The following is a 17,886-nucleotide window of genomic DNA, read 5'->3' on the forward strand; positions in this document are numbered from 1 at the left end:
GTGAGCGTGGGCTGGCAGCTCCGCTTGGACACGGAACTGCCTAACATCACGATGCCCCGGGAGCGGTAGCCCTCGGGGCATCGTCGTGTTCGCCGACACAAGCGACTCCTCAACGCCCAGCAAGCGTTACGGCGCGCCGAGGCTGATCTCACGCAGAGTGCACATCGGGCCTTCTTTGGTCACTTACGTGGACAGTTCTTCGGCGAGCCGCTGGGTCGGCTCCTTCCGGACGCGCAGACCATCGGGCATCCTGAGAGCCAACGTCGACACGGAGTCCAACTGACCCCAGCCGTAAACACGGGAGCAGGCCGTCCGACGCAGCAGTACAAATGCCTCACCGCGATCAGCTCGCTAGCCCTGGCTTCCCCTCGGACCGTGGGCGGAAAGGTTGACATGTGCCCGACCCTTCGGAGCGCGACCCTGCGCACATTAACAAGATCACGCCGAGCGTCCGCGTAACGCTGCCTGAAGCCCTTCTGGTAGTCGCCGCCCTTCTGTCGGCAAACGTCCTCTGGATCAGGGGGTTTGACGTCGATTCGGCGATCGTCAAATGTGGATCAGCGGTCGCCGCACTGACATTGGCGGTCACCGCGCCGCATCGCGTCCTGGATATCGTCAGGCTTCGAATCATCCGCGACATCGCTCAGACGTCGCATGGAGATAAGTTCCTGTGACCCCGCCCATCGACGAGACTGCGAAGGTCAACGTGTGGACCGTGGAAGTCGCCAACGAGAAGGAGTTTTGCCAGCTGATACGCGCAATCTGGCAGCAATCAGGTCTCACACTGGGGCAGGCGAAGATCAAAACCGGTATACGGCGGAGTCAGATCCACGGGCTGACGCGGGCAGAGCGTTCACGGCTTCCCCGCATCCGTACACAGGTGGACGCGTTGGTGTCGATATGCGGCCTCACACCTGCAGAGGTGCAAAGGGTATTGACCATATGGGACCGGTTGCGTGCGCGACCGGCTCGCAGGTGACGAGGTGGAATTTCGGGTACTCGGCCCGCTGGAGGCGTGGCACGACGGCGTGCCGGTGCCGCTGGGCGACCAGCAGCAGCGGTTCGTCCTCGTCGTGCTGCTCCTGCACGCCAACAAGCCGGTCACGCCCGCGCGGCTCGCCGAGATCGTCTGGGCCGACCGCGAAGTCAAACCCACCCTGGTGCGCAGCTACATCAAGCGGCTGCGGGACGTCGTCGGGGACGCCACCATCGAGACCACCCCGACCGGCTACCTGCTGCGGATCGGCGAAGACCAGCTCGACACCATGCGCTTCGACCGGCTGCGCGCCGAAGCCGCCGACGTCCGCGCCGACGACCCGCGCCGGGCGATCGCGCTGCTGCGCGAGGCCGCCGGGCTCTGGCGGGGGAAGTTCCTCGAAGACATCGACATCGACCGCGTCGGCGGGCCCGAGGTCATCTCGCCCGATGAAAGCTACCCCGACGTCGTTGGCGACCTGGCCGAGCTGGAAATCGAGGCCGGCGATCACCGCCCGGCGCGCGACCGGCTGCGGCTGCTCGTCCAGACCGACCCAAGCAACCAGAAGCTCGCAGAGTTGCTCATCCGCGCGCTGCTGGCCGGCGGCGACCGGGTGGCGGCACTGCGCGTCTTCCACGGCACCCGTGACGCACTCGCCGCGCTCGGCTTGGAACCTAGTCCCGTGCTGCGCAACCTCGCCGTCCGCGCCAAGCAGGGCGACCCACCCAGCTCATTGCCGTCCGGGCCGGGTGGATTCACCGGCCGCAACGCGGAGCTCTCGTCCATCGAGGCAGCCGTAGCAGCCGGGCGACGCGCAGTCTGGATTAGTGGCGCTCCCGGCGTCGGCAAGACCGGCCTGGCGCTTGAGGCTGCACACCGGCTCCGCGACCGGTTCCCCGACGGCCAGCTGCTGGCCCGGCTCAACGGCTTCACCCCCGGCGTCGACCCGGTCGACGTCGGCGATGCCCTCAGCGAACTGCTGATCGAACTTGGTGTACCCGCGGAACAGATCCCGGCGACCGTAGGCCGCAAGGTCACTCTCTACCAGATGACCCTGTGGGGCACGCGCACGCTCGTCGTCCTGGACAACGCCGCGTCGCCCGAGCAGATTCGGCCGCTGCTGCCCGAGGCGGACGGCTGCTTGGCCGTCATCACCAGCCGGCGGATGGGTGACATGGCCGACGGCGAAAGCATGCGGCTTTCCCCGCTACCGCCTGAGGACGCAGCCGAACTGTTCCACACGCTCGCAGGGCTGGCGCGGATCCGGGGTCAGGAGGCCGTAGCCGCCTCGATCGTCAGACGCTGCGGGTATTTGCCGATGCCGATCCGCGTCGCAGCCGCATTGTTCCGCCGGCATCCCCTCTGGCCGTTGGATCACTTGCTCCGCCTGATCGAACAGAGCGGGGCGTGGGGGGCGGACCGCGGCCACGCCGCCGGAATGGCCGCCATCCAGGTGTCTTACCAGCAACTCGACGAGCCGCAACGCTCCTTCTTTCGGCTCCTCGGCGATCTGCCCGGCCCAGAAATCGACGTCTTCGGTTGCGCCGCTCTCCTCGGTGCCGAAATCTCCGAGGCCCGCCTTCTTCTGGACGACCTGCATGAGGTCAGTCTCCTCGAAGAAGTAGCACCGGAACGGTATCGAATGCTCGATCCGCTCAAGGATTTCGCCGCTGCTGAGCTGTCCGGCGGCTCAGAGGCGCTGGCGCGACTGCTCGACTACTACCTCGTGACGCTGGCGAATGCAGTGGGAGCCGCTTACCCGTTCGACCGGTCGCAACTACCCACCACTGACCGCCTCTGCTCCGTGGCACCCACGTTCGCCGATGCCGACTCGGCACTGCGATGGATCGGAGCAGAATGGGATAATCTCGTCGCAGCGATCCGTTTTGCAGCCAGGAATAATCTTCCAGAGCACACATGGCGACTGGCCGTACTGCTGTGGCGACACGCAAACACAACAAACAGATTCGAAGACTGGATCGGCACCCTTGAACTCGCTTGGGAGACTGTGAAAGCCGATCCGGGAAATGACTACGGGCAAGCGCACATACTGCTGCGTCTGGCGACGGCGAACGACCGTCGCGGACGAATCTCCGAAGCGTTAGCACTGGCCGCACAGGCTCTTCCCAAGTGGTGGCGCCTCGGTGACCTCCAAGGCGAGGCGGCAACGTTGTGTGCGCTCGCGATCCCGACCATGCAGCTGGGCCACTACGAACAGGCTATGGCTCACCTCAAAGCCGCGTTAGCAAGGTACAAGCAGACCGAAGACCGGCGCGGTGAAGCCCATGCGTTGAGCATGCTCGGCTACCTCAACGAACTGCACGGCCAGCTTGATCTTGCTCTCAAGCAGCACTTCGCAGCCGCGCAGATGCTGCGCAAACTCGGGCACGTGCAAGGACTGGCGCACACATTAAACAATCTGGGGTCCGTACAGGAACGCCAGGGCCTATATTCGGAAGCCCTGGCCAGTTACACCGACGCCCACGCAAACGCAGCCCAAGTCGGCGACCTATGCCTCGAAGCGTACGCCCTGAATAACATCGGCAACGTGTACCGGCAACGCGGGATGCTAGACGAAGCCGTGCGCCACCAAGACCGGGCGAGGGCTATCGCCTCGAACCTGCCCGATGCAGACCTACGGACACAGCTCTACCTTGACCGGAGCGCGACCGCGTTCGCCCGAGGCGCCTTGCGCGACGCACTTGCCGCGTGCAAAGCTGCATTGGAACTGGCTACGCGTGACGGCAACCGAGCCTACCGAGCACGAGCCCATCGCGGTCTCGCGCAAACGCTCCACGCGATGGGTAGAAACGAAAGCGCCGAAGAGCACAGAGCTGCCGCCGAAGCAGAGTTCGCCACGTTGGGTCTGCCGGAATTTTAGGCCGCGTGTTAGAGCACGTCGAGCTTTTATGCACCAAATAGGACCTTATGCGTGGCTCAGCACGATGCGTCGTCCGGATACCTGACGTCAGCTCACCCTTGGGATTCACGGCATTCTTCATGACGACTGCGGCGGCCAGCTGCATCGCCCTCACTGGGCTTACGAGGCGACCGACACCGGATTCCGGCAAGGCGACCACGACGACGTCGCGGTCTTCGCCGTCGAACCGGAAAGGTCCTGGTCTTCGGACGGCGGCGGACGAACCCCTCGGAGACGTCAATGCTGTCCACCGTGGAGTTCACCCCCACCAGCCACCGGCCCTGACGGGCATCGGCATGCGGGGGCGCAAATGAGGATCTGGAGGCCGAACCACCGGGGCACTGCAGATTCAAGTTGATACCCTAGGCGTCGGGGCTGTCAACTTGGGCTGAGATTTCGCTTTCGAGCGACTGGATCGTCGTGGCCAGTAAGTCGAGTGCCTTCGACGGCTCCTTTGTTATTCCTGGGAAGCGTTCCAGGGTTCTAATCTCGTGAACTGACAAATTTCGCGTCAGGATCACCGGACCGTCGTTGGTCTGATATTTAATAAGCAGAATGGATCCTGCGCGGATGCAGGCCGACGGAGTGTTTGCCAGGTTTGCGATGATTCCGCTGATAGCCTGCGATATCTTGAAGTCAACTTCGGCTTGGGGCAGTAGGAGTCCTTGTACTTCAACTGCCCTCTCAACTTTTTCGAGCCGCTCTTTCATCTCCGCCGAAGTAAGGGTCTCCTTCGCCTTTGAGAATGAGCGCCGAAAGATAGAACCGCGCTCGACCGTAACCCCTTCCGGCTTACCATAGCCGAGCGCCAGAACGATATCGTCCAAGTGGCGTAGCACGTTGTCTATGGTGTCTTGATCGTCCGTGTCGAGGTACACGTCGACGCTAATTCGATCATCCCCGGATGGGGGTTGAAGTGTGGAAGTCTCTGCGCCGGGAGGGTTGCTGAGGTTGAACTGCATGCCACGCTGTCGGTATAGGTGCACAGGTAAGGGCAACATGGAACGGAATCCATTTTGCAACTTCGACGATCGAATTATGTTTTCGATCAGCGAGTAGTTAACTTCATGCCTCGCTGAGAAGAATCCGGCTACAGATTTTACAAATGCAGCCATTTGGTCGAGCGTGTCGGCGAGTTCTGGAAGGAGATCTGATACTGAGCTAATACCCATTTTGTGGTAATCGGATACCATGTTTTCCAGGCCGTCGATGGCACTGCTTAGTTCGCGCATTTCATGAAGTAGTCTCGCGTGTTCTGCTTGCGACCTTTTCTTCTCGTCCATGGTCGGGTCCTTTCTCCGGTGAATCTAAGTCGACCCCCAGGACTGCGGTGTTACAGGTCGAGGTGACACCTTGCGTGCAGCATGGCTGCCATGCGCGCGATGTACGACGCGTCACGGGCGCCAACATCACCAGAGCGAATTCTCGGCCGGAGATGGTCGCCGGCTACATCGACAAGATCAAGCTCGACCCCTGGTCCGCAGCGGACTGGGTCCGCTTCCCGAACGCGCGCGAGGTCGAGATCGTCAAGAAGGCGCAGTTCACGGTGCTGGCCCCGCAGCTGCATCCGCAGACCGACCGCGCGGTGGACGCGGTCTACGCCGTGGACACCCGCGGTACAGGACGTTGCCCGCACCGCCGAGCAACTGACGACCCGGCGCCTGGCGGTGAAAGCCGCGCTGGAGGAGAGGGAAACCGCGATGGCCGCGGTCGTGGGCGACCTCGGCGCCAGCCTTCCCGCCCGGCGCCGGACGGTGACGTCGCGATGAGCCCGGGGCGCGCGACCACCGCCGTGACCGGACCCGACCAGCCGCAGATCACGCAGCAGATGCGCGCGGCAGCGACCGCCTGCGAGGACGAGGCCGCGGGCGAGCGGTTCACCGGGGACCGCGAGGTCCTGGTGTGGGCGCGGGCGCGGCTGGCCGAGGTCGCCGCGGTGTGCCGGGCGCTGGCGGCCGCGCTGGGCACCGACCCCACCGTGGCCACCGAACCCGGCCGGCTCGCCGCGGCTGCGGGCGCCGACGTCGAGCTGGCCGGCGGCTGCAGTGGCTGCTGCGCGCCGCGGTCGCCCCGCCAGGGTCCGGGGACCGCGGCGCCGAACCCGGGTTCCTGGCCGAGCGGCGCGCCGAAGTCGACGCCCTCACCGCCCGTCTCCGGCAGCTGGCCGCCGGGGCCGCGCAGCTGATCCCCCGCGCCGACGCCCCCGCACCGAACCCGGCACCCGCGACATCTCACCACACCGGCTCGCCTGCAACTCCGCGCTGCTGCGCCAGGCCGCCGACCTGCTCCAAGGTGCCGTGACCGACGCCATGGCGCTCCAGCATCCGGATCCGGTCGCGGTGTCGCTGGCCGCGATGGCCGTGCAGATCCGCGCCCACGACTCCGCCCTGCGCGAGTGGAGCGCCCGGCACCCCGACCCCGCCGACCAGCTGCTCGCCTGGTCCAAGCCTGTCGTCGACCCGGTTGCCGCCGGCGATGACCTGGCCGCGGGCGAGGTGGACGGGTCGCGGCCGCGGGCACCGTGCTCACCGACACCACCCGGGCACCGAGCTCGCCGCGCCGGACGGCGGCGACCGGGCGGACGAGCAGGAGCTGGCGGCGCCGGTGTGGGCGCGGCCGCTGGTCGACGAGACGGCGAACTGGCTGCTCACCCGCTACACCAGCGAGTCCTCTCGCACCACCGCCGCCAACGCCCTCGGCATCCCCGCGCCGACCAGCGCTGGTGCGGCACCCCACCCCTGGCGCCCCCGCCACGCCGAACCCGCTGACCTTCTTCCCCTGGTGCCAGCAGGCCGGCATCAACCCGCTCACCGAGATGAGCCGCGACCGGTTACGCGAGTGGCTCCGCGCCAAGCAGGCCGCCGGCGTCCCGGCCAGAATTCGCAAACCGCCTCGGGTACGTCTCCGCCTTCTACCGTCCGGTCTCGCTGAAGTGCAGGTGAGGCCAGGGGCGCGCGCCGCGATCAGCCACTTGCGGTCGCCGACGGTGTCGGCCTAGCGCCGTTCCAGCCTCCAGGTGTCCCCGGTCGCGGTGGCGGCGAGCACGATGAGGGCGAGCCCGAAGATAATGTGGTAGTGGACGAGCGGGTTGGTCAAGTGCGTCGCTTCGCCGGTGCTCGTGCTCTGCACCATCGGCGGCGATCATTTACCTATCAGGTCGAAGGACCGTAGAGTTTCTCGTACTCGGCTAAGTCGGCAGCGGCGACGTAGGTGCCATTGGCGAGACGGCGTATCCCCGGGGGAACCGCGGGGCCGGTTCCAATAGGAACGCTCTTTACATCGCTGGCTTTGTAAGGGTATCGATCGTTCGCGCCGCGACGTACTCTTTGCTCATAGCGTTCTGTCGCCAGGTCCAAGTTGGGATAGTCGATAACCCGATAGTCGCTACCTGACTCGCGCGACATTTCCAGCACAAACCGCCTGACCGATTCGGACGGAGCAACATATTCAGTAACTGCATAGCGTGCATTGAAGGGCTCGTGGCCCGTTGTGCACCGTAACTCGGTGCCAGAGTTAATTGCTTGTAGATACTTATCCCACATTGACTCGGCGAGCTTTCCCCAGCATTCGTATAGGCACGTTCCATCGGTATCGTAAAGCAGTCGCGAACCGTCGGACCGGCGCAGTTTGAACCAAGGGCGTCGATCGATGTTGACTCGATCCCATTTGCCGACATGGTAGGACATTAATCGCTGAATCGCCTGCCATGCTGCATTTTTGGTGCCGAACCGGCGTGCACCGAAGCCAAGATGATCGACATACCACCTTCCGCCGGGCAAGCCACCCACCTGGATGAAGATGTCGTTTCGAACCCCTCCTTTGCTGATCAGCTGCCACTGTGCCGTCCCCCGCAAGCGCATGCCATGGGCATCCAATGGTTCACCGGAGTCCATCTCACGATCGTAGTGCACTCAGGACCGCAGCGTTGACGATCGACCGCCGAGGTCGACGTCCGGCGACTACGGATGCAGATAAGGCATCGTCAGCCGGTCGCCGGCAGGTCTCCGCGTCAGCGCCCGGGCTACGGCCCGGGCCGGCAGCGACCGCGCAGCTCACTGCCCAGAGGCGAGGTCGCTCGGCCACAGGTCAAGTAAGGCTGGCCGCGTCCTGGTGTGCCAGTACTGCCTCCAGGCGCGGGCGGCTGAACCTGTCGGTGTCGCCGCCGGCGACACCGAATCGTTCGGCCACAGGCGTCCAGGTCGACGCCGTAGCGGTCGGCCAGCGGCACCCACACCCCTGATCGGTGACAGCGGGTATGGATCTGAGCACCCTACGCTGCAGCGGCGCGGCGGGGGTGAGGTTGCCCGGCTACCGGTGCAGTGCACATATTCGAATGTGCGGAATTCGTCGAAGACACGCTACAACTAGCCCCAACAGGCGATCCCGACTGGTGACCAGGGCCAGGCAGGTCGGGCTGCCGGGAAGCAGTAACCGCACATGTTCGGCATCGCGTGCGTTGTCCAGGACCACCAGTACTCTCCGGCCTGCCATCAGGCTTCGGTACAGGGCCGCCTGCGCGTTCAGGTGCCCGGAATTCGTTCTGGCGGAACCTCGAAGGCATCCAAGAACCCGCGTATGGCCTCTGCGGGGTGCATCGGCTCGCCGGTCGGGTCGAAGCCTCGCAGGTTGACGTATAACTGGCCGTCCGGGTAACGCTCCGCAGCCTGCTGAGCCCAATGCACGACCAACGCGGTCTTGCCAATTCCTGCCGTGCCGTTGATCGCGGAGATCACCACGATTCCTGCGGCCTCTGTCAATGCGGCCAACTCGGCATGCCGTCCGACGAAGTGCGGTACCGCAGTCGGCAGCTGCCGAGGCACCACTGGCGTGCACTCATGGTGACGAATGTGGACGCCGCCATAAACAGTTCCAGCCTGAATCGCCGACTCGCTTGTCACCAGCGTCCACCTCCTGGTTCCGGCTCGTCGGTCAGGAAGTCCAGCTCCGCGAAGTTCTCCTCATCCTCCGGCGGAGCCTCGCGCCGGACCGGCACCACAGCGACCGGCGGGCACGCAGGTGTGGCCGGTGGCGGTTGCTTGCCGAACAGGGCGTTCAGCTGCGGAAGTGCTGCGGCGTTGGCCGCGGCGCGGGCCGCGCGGACGGCTTCAACGATGCTCAGCCCGAGCTTCTGCGCGTGCGCGCCATGCAGCGCCCGGTCGTCGATCCGCAGGTCGAGCAGCTTTCCCTGGCCCGTGACCACAGCGGTCACCAGCCGGTCGCCCGAGCCGGCGGTGTGCCGGGCGGCGGCAAGCCGGGCGTCCAGCTCACCGGCCTGCTGCTGCATCAGCCGCGCATCCCGCCTGGGTGCCGTCATGACCGCATCAGGAAGCGACGCATCCATCCCCTACTCCAGGTCCCGTCAACGTAACGGAACGTGCCCCACCCGGCACCCTACTGCGCCCCGGAGACCACGCAACCACAACCCGCACCAAGGACCGCGTGCCACCCGCCCGCGCGCCGCCGGCAGCGAAATCAACCGCCGCCCGTGCGCCCGGAGGCGGCCTCGACGCCACCATCTACCTTCGCGGCGAATAAGATGCTCCGACGGCGTCAGCGCTTCTCTCAATCGATGTCGGGCCGACCCGGGTTCGGTCAGCCGATGCCGAGCATCGACTTCGCGGTGGTCCAGCGTCCAGCATCGCCGCCTACCCCGCAGCCAGGGTGACCTGACCGGCGCACACCGCCTTCTTCACGGCATTCTCGACGGGGGTCCTTGCTGTAGGAGTTCTCGTCACCGGAGTGCGGCACCGACCCGGCCGAGCGCGAGCACGCCGTCGTGTTCCGGCACGCGGTAGCTCGCTGGCTCCGCGCGGCCGAGGCGGCCAGCGGACCGCGGATCGTCCGGACGGCGAAGCGGTACCCGTCGTGCCGGACGGAGAAGCCGGTCGCCCAGTTCGGCCGCAACTCCGCCCGGCCGGACGGGCTCCAATCGGTCTGTCGGGGCGGACCTGCCGATGACTGGACTTCAGGGCCTCCCAGAGCGACGCACACGCCAGTACTTCACGCCCTCCAGCGGACGTCGAACGCACCGGTCAGGCTCCGCCGATGCGCCTCAGCTCGTCCCGATTTCAGACTCACACTACAGGCAGATTCGAACAGCGAAGCCCACCTTGTCGGTCACGAACTTGTTCACCGCCCTCCAGGCTTCTCCCCGCCCAGCCGGCCGCCGCCCGCCGGTGCCGCGAGCGATGAGCAGAAACTCATCGGTGATTTCGGAAGACCGTTCAGCGATTACGCCGAACAGACCAGTCCCCCGATGTCGCGGCCAAGATTTCGCATTCGGCACGAAGCGCGTGGCGGCGAATACGTTCGGGGAGTGACACCAGTCAAGACAGTGGTCGGTCTCACCAAGGCCAGGTGGAACGTCACCGAGGACGTTCTCCCCTGGCCCGCAACGGATCGTACGGACTGGCCCGCAGCGCCTGCAGTGGCACGTGCGCCGGCCCCATGAGTGCGAAGTTCAGCACGTGCGACCTGTCGAGATAACGCTGACCTTCCGTCGCTGCACGTAGTGTTCCGTGTGTCCGGCGGCTTGTCGTCTGCACGATCGCCACAACGTGTCGCCCGACGTTCATGCACCCGCGGCGGGCATATTATTCAGCGCCGGAGAGGACAATTACCACAATACCGACCGGTATGTATGATCCACAGTGGATTCCTGCAGATCGTGAGCTTGTTCACAGCAGTCGCACAGCCAACCAGTTGGAGAATTCCCATGGCCCAGAAGGTTTCCGTCGAGATGCTGGACGACCTCGACGCCAGCCCCGCGACCCACACTGTTCCGTTTGGTCTCGACGGCATCAGCTACGAGATCGACCTGTCCGACGACAACGCCGCCGCCCTGCGCGACGCGCTCGCCCGCTTCATCAGCGCAGGACGCAGGACCGGCGGCCGCAAGCTGCGCGTCGCAACCGGCCAGGCAACAGTCGGCACCACGGACCGCGAACGCTCACGCGCGATCCGCGCCTGGGCCAGCGAGAACGGCTACGAGGTCTCCGAACGGGGCCGTCTCTCCTCCGAGATCGTCACCGCCTACGACGAAGCACAGCAGCAAGCAGCCGAACCAGCCCCGGCGCCGGCCCGCAAGCGCGCACCGCGCAGGAAGGTCGCCGCCGCGAAGAAGTAGCGCCCATGACAGCCGACCGCTGGGGAGAGATCGCCGTGGTTACTCGGTCGGCCTGGTCGCCTGTCCACCGGCCGCGGGGACGCTGGCCGGTCGAATCGAACTCCATCTCGACGGTACCGAGGTCGGCGCCGTCACCGCGAGCCCGTGCGCGAGCTGCCGGACGGCCACCCTCGACTACGTCCATGTCGCCGCCGGGTGTCGGCGCTTGGGCTTCGGCCGGACACTGGTGGCGGCTGCGGTAGCTCGTGCCCCGTCCTACCGGTGGACGGCGCCGCTACCGGACGGCCCGGTGGCGCAGTCGTTCCGAGCCCGGATCGCCATGCGCCGACCTGGTCAGCGCTGCATCCACGCCGGCGCGGTCGATCTCACGCGGTGAGGGCCAGCGGAGCGAGTGGTAAGCAGCTGTCGGGGAGTGCCCGCAGGAGGGAAAGGGCGCGGAGGAGTACCTGAACTCCAGTAGTCTGGACGGCTATGGAAGTTGAGAGGTTCCCGTCACCGCCTTTCCTGCTCCGGACTCGCCGGTCCTGGGCATGATCATCGAAGGTGCCGTGGCGGCGTATGAGTCGGGCGAAGCGGATGTCCGGGTCGCCGTGACGCACGCAGCGGTGCATGCCTGGTACGAAGGCCACATCCCGGGTGAGGACGTGTGCCCTGGATGTGACTTTCGAGGCGACTTGCCCAAGCAGCACTGGCGAGGGGTGGACAACCGCGACGACTTCGCCGGCCAGCATTGGAGTCGGAAGCCGCCTCAGCCTCAATGAGTTGAGACGTACTTCCAGCGGTCATGCAGCAACTCGCTGGCCGGGTAATGATCCTGATCACCAGGTTCGCCAGCGTCGGCGGTGCGACACCGACCGACCATAAAGCCTCGACATCGGCCAACCGGCGGCCACATCGTTTGTCAGGGCCTTCTACGTGGGCCCCGGCACCACGCCGGCGCGTCACTGCCAACGTGGTGCCCAGCCCTGCGATTGGACTCCAGCGAAGCCGAGGGCGTTACGTATGCGATGGCCCGTTTTGGGCGCGGACCCGCGCCACCAATGTCCGCGATGTCGTCGCGCCGACCCGAAGCTGCTTCCGCAACGTCTCCGCGGAGATGGGACGGCCGTGCCGTCTCCAATGCTCGGCGTCCGCACGTAGCGCCCGCTCCACGAGCTCCTCATCGAGACACGAGACACGCGCCATCGCAGTCTCCAACTCCTCGAAACCCGGCTGGACCACCCGCCCGCGCATCTCCCGGTTGGCGCTGTCAGGCTGGACGTCTGAGGAAGCCGCGGCTGACCGGACCGACTCGGAATCGGCATTCACAGCAGTCAGTGCTCGAAGAAGACCAGGCCCCGTCTCAGCCCAACCGATCAGCAGCAGTGGGCCGATCGAGTCGAATGCCGCCTTACCCCACTGGCCATCACACACCGGATCGGCGACGTTCAACAGCAGGGTCACGATGCTGGCCGCCAGCAGCAACCGCCGCGCCGGCCGCACAATGTCATCGTCGGCTCCGGACAGCGCAAGATGCCGCGTACCCACCAGCAACCCCAGCACCGTCAGGTCGACAGCCGGCGCCACCAACGGCGCTACAAACACCGGCACCTGGAGCTTCAGCGCCAGGTGCAAGACGTTCCCAAACCCGAACAGGAACGTAAGCCCGATGACCAGGCCCATGACGACCGTGACGAATCTAGATACCGTCTGAGTGTTGGCAGTCACGATGAGTCCACACATCCGACACTGGCGCCGAAGTTCACCTCGGCCGCCAGAGCAAGACCGAATGGCTCCTGCCCGGCCTGGCTCACATCCCTGAATGACCGCGAAGGACACGCGGACCAAAGATCAACACTGCGGGATCGCGAGCTACAGGAGATGCAGTCACCCGCCCACTCCCAGACAGCGTCCCCAGCGCCGCCGAATCCAGATACGTGTCAGCCCGCCGCTGCCCGCACGCCTCCCCGCGACGCAGGCCGACATGGGCGATCAGATGGAGCAACGGGTAGAGCGGATCGTTGACCGTGTAGTCGAGGAACCGGCCGGTTTGCTGCGGGGCCGATGCCCAATGTGCCTGACCACTTGCCGATGGGCAAGCTGTCTATGGTGAAGGCGGAGGTCGCGAAGCAGGCTGTTCACTCAATGGTGACTATCTGGCAGGCCACAGTTAGTCCACGTGGACGCCGTCGCCGTCCTCACGGTGTAGAGACAGCAGAAAGTGCTCGACGGAATCACTTAGGCGGTAGAGATGGGAATCAGTCGGTGCGTCATGTATATGGAAGTATATGACACCCGAGTTGGACGGCCCGACGCCGATGGCAAGGTGGTTGTCACTGCCATCGTTGGCAATGGGTACTACGTCGTCGGGGAGGGTGTCGCGGGTATCCTCGAAAGTCTGTAGCAGTTCTGCACTGTCGAGGAACCAGCCCACCATAACGTCGTGGCCGTAGCATGGGTCATGGTAGAACGCCCCGTTCGGGAAGCGGAACCCGTTGTAGCGCTGGGACAGGCGGCTCAGCATATCCGGCGTCTCGCCCCCGGTGCGTTCGCTGATCTCGCGCCACACCTGCTTGTCCGTCGGCGCAGGGGCACTGTCGCCGAGCGATGTGATGCCCAGGTCAGCGAGGTGTGCCTCGATCTGCTCGTACTCCATGTGCAGCTCCTCAGCCTAGGCCCGTGGTGGGCAGCACAACGCTCGGTGTGTCCGTAATCTACGCATTCTATTCGCGGGGATAGATGGCAAGGTCGGTGTGCTGCACCTTGTGCAGGTCTCGCGGGATGAGCTGGATCCGGTTGCCGCCGGCGTGATGCGGTCGAAGCCCGACCCCGCCGAACCCGTCCGGCGCTTCGCGCAGCCACTCCAGGGCAGCATTGGCGCGCGCGGTGCGGCTACCGCCCGGAAGCAGATTCTGCCGCTCGGCGATCGCTACCCGAATCTTGATCATGTCCTGGGCGTGTACACCGGTCAGGCCTGATACCACGATCTCGCCCTGTGACCACGGGCTGAAGTCCACGACGCCCCCGTTGAAGAAGATCGCGTTGGCCTCGCCGGTATTGGAGCGTCCGACCACGCGCATCACCTCCGGCCGGTCGTCAATCCAACCAGAGTTACCGCGAACCCCCGTCCAGCGGCCGTGATTGACCGGACCATTCCAACTGCGGGAGGGGGACCAGCCTTCCTCGGCGCCGGAGACCTGGCCAGTGACGCCGACGGCGGGTCTACTCGTCATCGCTGGCGCAGGCAGCGTCCTCGGTGCCGAACCGCCCAGAAGGAGCGGCGCCGCAGCACCGGTGTGCCCGGCCGGACCTGGAGTACCCGACGTCCTCCCAGGCGGCAAGCTCGTGGTCGAGGCGTCCGTCGGCCCCCACGAATCGGTCGCCGGGTCGAACACCATCTCGATGACTGCCGGCGGGGGTGGGGGCGGCGCTCGTACACTGCCCACCGGCGCGACGACAACCTGTCCGTCGGGTGTGATGGCCACGATGCGGAATGTGGCACCGTCGGAGGTTTCGAACGTCGAACCGACGAGCTCGGCGTTGCCCAGCCGCACCGTCCTCGCTCCGCTACGAGCGCCGAGCAACATCCCCAGCGGTATCGCCAAGGCCCAATCGCTGCCCGAAGGCAATCCGCGACGCCAGATCATCCTGGCCTGGGGACTGTGAAAATGGCTGCGTAACAGCAGAGTCAGCAACGACTGCGCACCCAACGACACGGCGGCGTTGGCGCCACCGGCGATGGCTCCCGTGACCAGTCCGGCGTTGACCGACTGTGGTGCGAGACCGATGCCTCGCACCGCGGCTCCACTGAGCTTGCTGACCGCCGATCCCGCGCCGCGGGTAATCGCCGCCGTCAACAGCGCTCGCCAGGCAGCACTTCGCAGAATGCTCTCGCCCTCGTTCCAGGAGATGTCACCACGCGTGTAGGCGCGGGAAACGGCCGTGGCAGCGTCATGGAATCCGAAGGACAACATCTGCTCCCCGGCGTCGACCACCGCGACCGCGCCGGCGGCGATGAACGCCACGGTGCCACTGATGTAGTACCACCCGCCGCGGGCCCAATGCGCCAGCCCATGACCGGCCAGCTGCGTGCCCGCTGCCTCATTCATCATGCCGAGACTGTCCCCAGCCGGGTTGGTCGTGTGCCATTGCTCAGCCTGCGCAAGAACGGGCGTGAACATTGTGTGCAGTTGCCGAATCCGTGCCAAGGCAGCTGTCATGGTCGTCCGTTGCGCTCCGCCACGGGCGGTGAACTGAGCTATGAGTTCCTGGTCCAGTCGCAGTCGGTCGGCGACGCCTCGCACCACATTCAACGCCTGATCGCGCGGGTGTGCCGGAACTTCGGCAACCATTCGCGCTACCAGCTGCTCCACCTCGGCAAGTTCCTCGGTGATCGAGGCTACTGGGTCGTCCTGCACGCTGGTCTGCTGACGCGGATCCTCCCGCTCGCCACGAACCAGGTCGACGTAGCGCTGCTTAAGCCGGATATTCTCTACCCCCAGCGCAGCTCGGTAGTCTTCGTTGAGGACCAGTGGAGCCGCCTCCCGCTCGTTGGCAGCCAACCGAGCTGTGACCTGCTGCAGCGTGAGTCCGGTGATCTCGTCTGCCGACATTATCGTGCGCTGGACGACGCCCGCCGATGCTCCAGACTGATTGGTGTTCCGCTGCGCAATCGTCGCTGCCACGGCTCGATTGCCCGCCAATGCTTGGAGCCGCAGCACCGCAGCAATGCTCGCCGGACATTCCCGCGGTGATCGCTGCCTCTCGGCAGCGCACCGGCCCTGTACGGGTTGTTGCGCCGCAGGAGCCTCAATGCGCGCCTCCATTGCGCCGAATATGCCAGCCGTCACCGAGGTAGACAACGTTCGTAAAGCCGTTCTTGCGGGCAGCACAGGGTGCCCTCGCAAACCCCCCTCAGGAAAACAATCACCCAGCTTCAGATGATCAGCCGGGTGACACTCACGCGCATATCACGGTCGGGCGCTGCGCCGGTCGAACAGCTGGTCCGCCTTCTTGACCACGCCTGTCGCGGCGAGACCGACGGGCAACGCGCGTGTGTGATCGTTCTCCATTTTGATCTGCATCGTTCCGTGGGTAGATGTCTGCTGCATGCGGTCGGCGAACGCGAGCATTGCCCACCGGCGGCCGTGGGCGAATCCGGAGGAGAGGCACCACGGGAAAACGACACCGAGGGGCGGCTTGACGAAGTCTTCAGCCGTGGCGACGATCCCAGAGCTGGCGTAGAGCAGCGGCTGATCGACGTGAATGCCGGACCGCGCTTGACAGCGACAGTTTCGATCTTGTCCCTTGCGGTCCTGCGAGGCGTTGGCACTGCAATGCCGGCACCGGTGGCTGCACGGTCGCTGTCCTTTACATCGGTGATTTTCCACCGAAATATGCCCGCCTGGGTGGAACGGTGCTGGCCTCCCCGGATCGCTACCTCCTCCCAGTCGGCCCGGCATGGACCTATCTACAAGCGGAGGTAGGTTCGCTGCCCTGCACGCGTCCCTGAGCCTGGGGCGCTGTTCGCACGATCGGGTCTATCGGCAGCCCCCAACAGGCAAGCAGTCGGTCCGTGCGTGATCGGCGGTCGTTGCTGGTCAGAGCTGGTGTGGGGTGCGGCTTTGTCGCGCGTCTAGAGGCGGATTGCCGAGGTTGATCGCGCGCTGAGTTGTGCTGAAGGTTGGCTGCCGTGCCTGCTTTCACCGTTCAGCCGATCACGTTGCGGGACTACCAGCGCGACGCGGTGGAGCGGATCGTGGACGGTCTGGGCGAGGGCGGCCGTGGCCAGTTGCGCATGGCGTGTGCCACGGGGAAGACGTTCGTGACAGTGGCGGCCGCGCAGCGGCTCATCGCCGCGGGCGCTGTGGTGGTTGTGCTGTGCCCGACACTGGATCTTCTTGGGCAGACGTTGCGGGTGTGGAGCCGTCATCTCGCGGTCACCGCGATCGCGGTGTGCAGTGATGACGACGTCGCCGCCGCGTATTCCTCGCCCCGATGAACTGGGCTGCGCCGCCACGACCCAGGTCGGCGAGGTCGCAGCATGGCTGACCCTGACCGCGCACCATTCCCGCCGCCGGGTGATCATGGGGACGCACCGATCCGCCGAGCGTGTCGCGCAGGCGTTGCGCGCCACCGGCACGCGGGCCGAGCTGCTGGTGGTGGACGAGGCGCACAACACCGCCGGACGCGGCGACAAACAGGTCGCCCTGGTCCACGACGAGGACGGGTTCCCGGCGCGGCGGCGGCTGTACGCGACCGCCACCGCGAAAATCACCGGCAGCGCCGAGGACGTCGACACGCTGCTGTCGATGGACGACGCGGTGTTCGGCCCGGTCCTGGCGACCTACCCGCTGGCCCGGGCGATCGCGGAGGGCTGGGTCGACGACTACCGCCTGGCGGTGGTCGGGATCCGACGGCACGAGTCGCTGCGTTTCCTGCAGTGGGCCGCGCTGGCGCAGGCTGCCCGGCGGTACGAGCTGTGCCGGATCCTGGTGTTCACCGGGTTGATCGCCGAGGCCGCGGACTTCGCCCGCACCCTGCCGCACGTGCTGGACCTGCTCCCCGCCCGGGACCGCCCGCCGGGGCGGCTGACCGCCGGGCACGTATCGGGGCGGATGAGCGGGCAGCAACGCCGGCTGCACCTGCAGCACCTGGCCGAGCCACCGCAAGGCGGGTGGACCGTGCTGGCCAACGCCCGCTGCCTCAGCGAAGGGGTCGACGTCGACGCGGTCGCCTTTCGCCCGGCCGTCGAAGTCGACCATCCGGGTCGTGCAAGCGGTCGGCCGGGCGCTTCGCCGCCACGCCGGCGGCAGCGGAACGGCGATCGTGCTGGTGCCGATCCTGCTGCCCGACGATGCTCAGGAGCTGACCGAGGTCGGCAGT

At 65.9% G+C, this 17,886-nt stretch carries 16 protein-coding genes; 5 read left to right on the plus strand and 11 right to left on the minus strand.

The features are described 5' to 3' along the window. The first annotated feature begins 395 nt into the window (after positions 1-395). Together ACWEGE_RS05810 and ACWEGE_RS05815 are read left to right on the plus strand one after the other, a co-directional pair. The gene (locus ACWEGE_RS05810; protein WP_449659276.1) at positions 396-674 is read left to right on the plus strand and encodes a hypothetical protein; all 279 of its coding nucleotides are present in this window, start codon (positions 396-398) and stop codon (positions 672-674) included. 282 nt (positions 675-956) lie between these two features. Next, a complete protein-coding gene (locus tag ACWEGE_RS05815) occupies positions 957-3,857 on the plus strand; it encodes a BTAD domain-containing putative transcriptional regulator (protein ID WP_449659277.1) in 2,901 nt (966 codons plus the stop codon). Positions 3,858-4,258: 401 nt separating this feature from the next. Here the strand turns inward: ACWEGE_RS05815 and ACWEGE_RS05820 are convergent, their stop codons facing one another. Continuing rightward, a complete protein-coding gene (locus ACWEGE_RS05820; RefSeq protein WP_449659278.1) occupies positions 4,259-5,179 on the minus strand; it encodes a hypothetical protein in 921 nt (306 codons plus the stop codon). A gap of 152 nt (positions 5,180-5,331) precedes the next feature. On the opposite strand from ACWEGE_RS05820, the gene ACWEGE_RS05825 reads away from it, so the two are divergent. Next, positions 5,332-6,081 (plus strand): hypothetical protein, encoded by a 750-nt coding sequence (locus ACWEGE_RS05825; RefSeq protein ID WP_449659279.1) that lies wholly within the window; start codon positions 5,332-5,334, stop codon positions 6,079-6,081. 46 nt (positions 6,082-6,127) lie between these two features. Here the strand turns inward: ACWEGE_RS05825 and ACWEGE_RS05830 are convergent, their stop codons facing one another. From ACWEGE_RS05830 to ACWEGE_RS05850, 5 genes are all read right to left on the minus strand, one after another. Further along, on the minus strand, positions 6,128-6,274 hold the full coding sequence (locus tag ACWEGE_RS05830) for a hypothetical protein (protein WP_449659280.1): 147 nt from the start codon (positions 6,272-6,274) through the stop codon (positions 6,128-6,130). Between the two features lie 616 nt (positions 6,275-6,890). Next, complete coding sequence (locus ACWEGE_RS05835; RefSeq protein ID WP_449659281.1) at positions 6,891-7,028, minus strand: hypothetical protein; 138 nt, start codon at positions 7,026-7,028, stop codon at positions 6,891-6,893. A 20-nt stretch (positions 7,029-7,048) separates the two neighbouring features. After that, on the minus strand, positions 7,049-7,789 hold the full coding sequence (locus ACWEGE_RS05840; protein WP_449659282.1) for a hypothetical protein: 741 nt from the start codon (positions 7,787-7,789) through the stop codon (positions 7,049-7,051). 627 nt (positions 7,790-8,416) lie between these two features. Then, positions 8,417-8,794: a hypothetical protein gene (locus ACWEGE_RS05845; RefSeq protein WP_449659283.1), complete on the minus strand. Its 378-nt coding sequence runs from the start codon at positions 8,792-8,794 to the stop codon at positions 8,417-8,419. Further along, complete coding sequence (locus ACWEGE_RS05850) at positions 8,791-9,237, minus strand: YbaB/EbfC family nucleoid-associated protein (protein WP_449659284.1); 447 nt, start codon at positions 9,235-9,237, stop codon at positions 8,791-8,793. Before ACWEGE_RS05850 ends, ACWEGE_RS05845 begins: the two co-directional genes overlap by 4 nt. Before the next feature lie 1,374 nt (positions 9,238-10,611). Between ACWEGE_RS05850 and ACWEGE_RS05855 the strand changes: the two genes are divergently transcribed. Further along, entirely contained in the window at positions 10,612-11,022 is a 411-nt protein-coding gene (locus ACWEGE_RS05855) for a histone-like nucleoid-structuring protein Lsr2 (protein WP_449659285.1), read from the plus strand. 996 nt (positions 11,023-12,018) lie between these two features. Here the strand turns inward: ACWEGE_RS05855 and ACWEGE_RS05860 are convergent. From ACWEGE_RS05860 to ACWEGE_RS05875, 4 genes are all read right to left on the minus strand, one after another. Further along, positions 12,019-12,729, minus strand: coding sequence for a hypothetical protein (locus tag ACWEGE_RS05860; protein WP_449659286.1), 711 nt, complete (start codon positions 12,727-12,729; stop codon positions 12,019-12,021). A 442-nt stretch (positions 12,730-13,171) separates the two neighbouring features. Beyond that, positions 13,172-13,657, minus strand: coding sequence for an SMI1/KNR4 family protein (locus ACWEGE_RS05865; RefSeq protein WP_449659287.1), 486 nt, complete (start codon positions 13,655-13,657; stop codon positions 13,172-13,174). Between the two features lie 67 nt (positions 13,658-13,724). Next, positions 13,725-15,722: a hypothetical protein gene (locus ACWEGE_RS05870; RefSeq protein ID WP_449659288.1), complete on the minus strand. Its 1,998-nt coding sequence runs from the start codon at positions 15,720-15,722 to the stop codon at positions 13,725-13,727. 249 nt (positions 15,723-15,971) lie between these two features. Beyond that, positions 15,972-16,133 carry a hypothetical protein gene (locus ACWEGE_RS05875; RefSeq protein ID WP_449659289.1) on the minus strand — a complete coding sequence of 54 codons (162 nt, stop codon included), beginning with the start codon at positions 16,131-16,133 and terminating at the stop codon, positions 15,972-15,974. 560 nt (positions 16,134-16,693) lie between these two features. On the opposite strand from ACWEGE_RS05875, the gene ACWEGE_RS05880 reads away from it, so the two are divergent. Beyond that, entirely contained in the window at positions 16,694-17,002 is a 309-nt protein-coding gene (locus ACWEGE_RS05880) for a DEAD/DEAH box helicase family protein (protein WP_449659290.1), read from the plus strand. Here ACWEGE_RS05880 and ACWEGE_RS05885 read toward each other — a convergent pair. Further along, the gene (locus ACWEGE_RS05885; RefSeq protein WP_449659291.1) at positions 16,941-17,765 is read right to left on the minus strand and encodes a hypothetical protein; all 825 of its coding nucleotides are present in this window, start codon (positions 17,763-17,765) and stop codon (positions 16,941-16,943) included. The genes ACWEGE_RS05880 and ACWEGE_RS05885 overlap by 62 nt on opposite strands. Positions 17,766-17,886: the final 121 nt, after the last annotated feature.

The sequence above is a fragment of the Amycolatopsis sp. NPDC004747 genome, assembly GCF_053601335.1.

Excerpts from the sequence above, each read along its gene's own strand:
- ACWEGE_RS05820 (WP_449659278.1), bottom strand. The coding sequence starts at position 5,179 with ATGGACGAGAAGAAAAGGTCGCAAGCAGAACACGCGAGACTACTTCAT.
- ACWEGE_RS05825 (WP_449659279.1), top strand. The coding sequence starts at position 5,332 with ATGGTCGCCGGCTACATCGACAAGATCAAGCTCGACCCCTGGTCCGCA.
- ACWEGE_RS05835 (WP_449659281.1), bottom strand. The coding sequence starts at position 7,028 with ATGGTGCAGAGCACGAGCACCGGCGAAGCGACGCACTTGACCAACCCG.
- ACWEGE_RS05840 (WP_449659282.1), bottom strand. The coding sequence starts at position 7,789 with ATGGACTCCGGTGAACCATTGGATGCCCATGGCATGCGCTTGCGGGGG.
- ACWEGE_RS05850 (WP_449659284.1), bottom strand. The coding sequence starts at position 9,237 with ATGGATGCGTCGCTTCCTGATGCGGTCATGACGGCACCCAGGCGGGAT.
- ACWEGE_RS05855 (WP_449659285.1), top strand. The coding sequence starts at position 10,612 with ATGGCCCAGAAGGTTTCCGTCGAGATGCTGGACGACCTCGACGCCAGC.
- ACWEGE_RS05865 (WP_449659287.1), bottom strand. The coding sequence starts at position 13,657 with ATGGAGTACGAGCAGATCGAGGCACACCTCGCTGACCTGGGCATCACA.
- ACWEGE_RS05875 (WP_449659289.1), bottom strand. The coding sequence starts at position 16,133 with ATGCTCGCGTTCGCCGACCGCATGCAGCAGACATCTACCCACGGAACG.
- ACWEGE_RS05885 (WP_449659291.1), bottom strand. The coding sequence starts at position 17,765 with ATGGTCGACTTCGACGGCCGGGCGAAAGGCGACCGCGTCGACGTCGAC.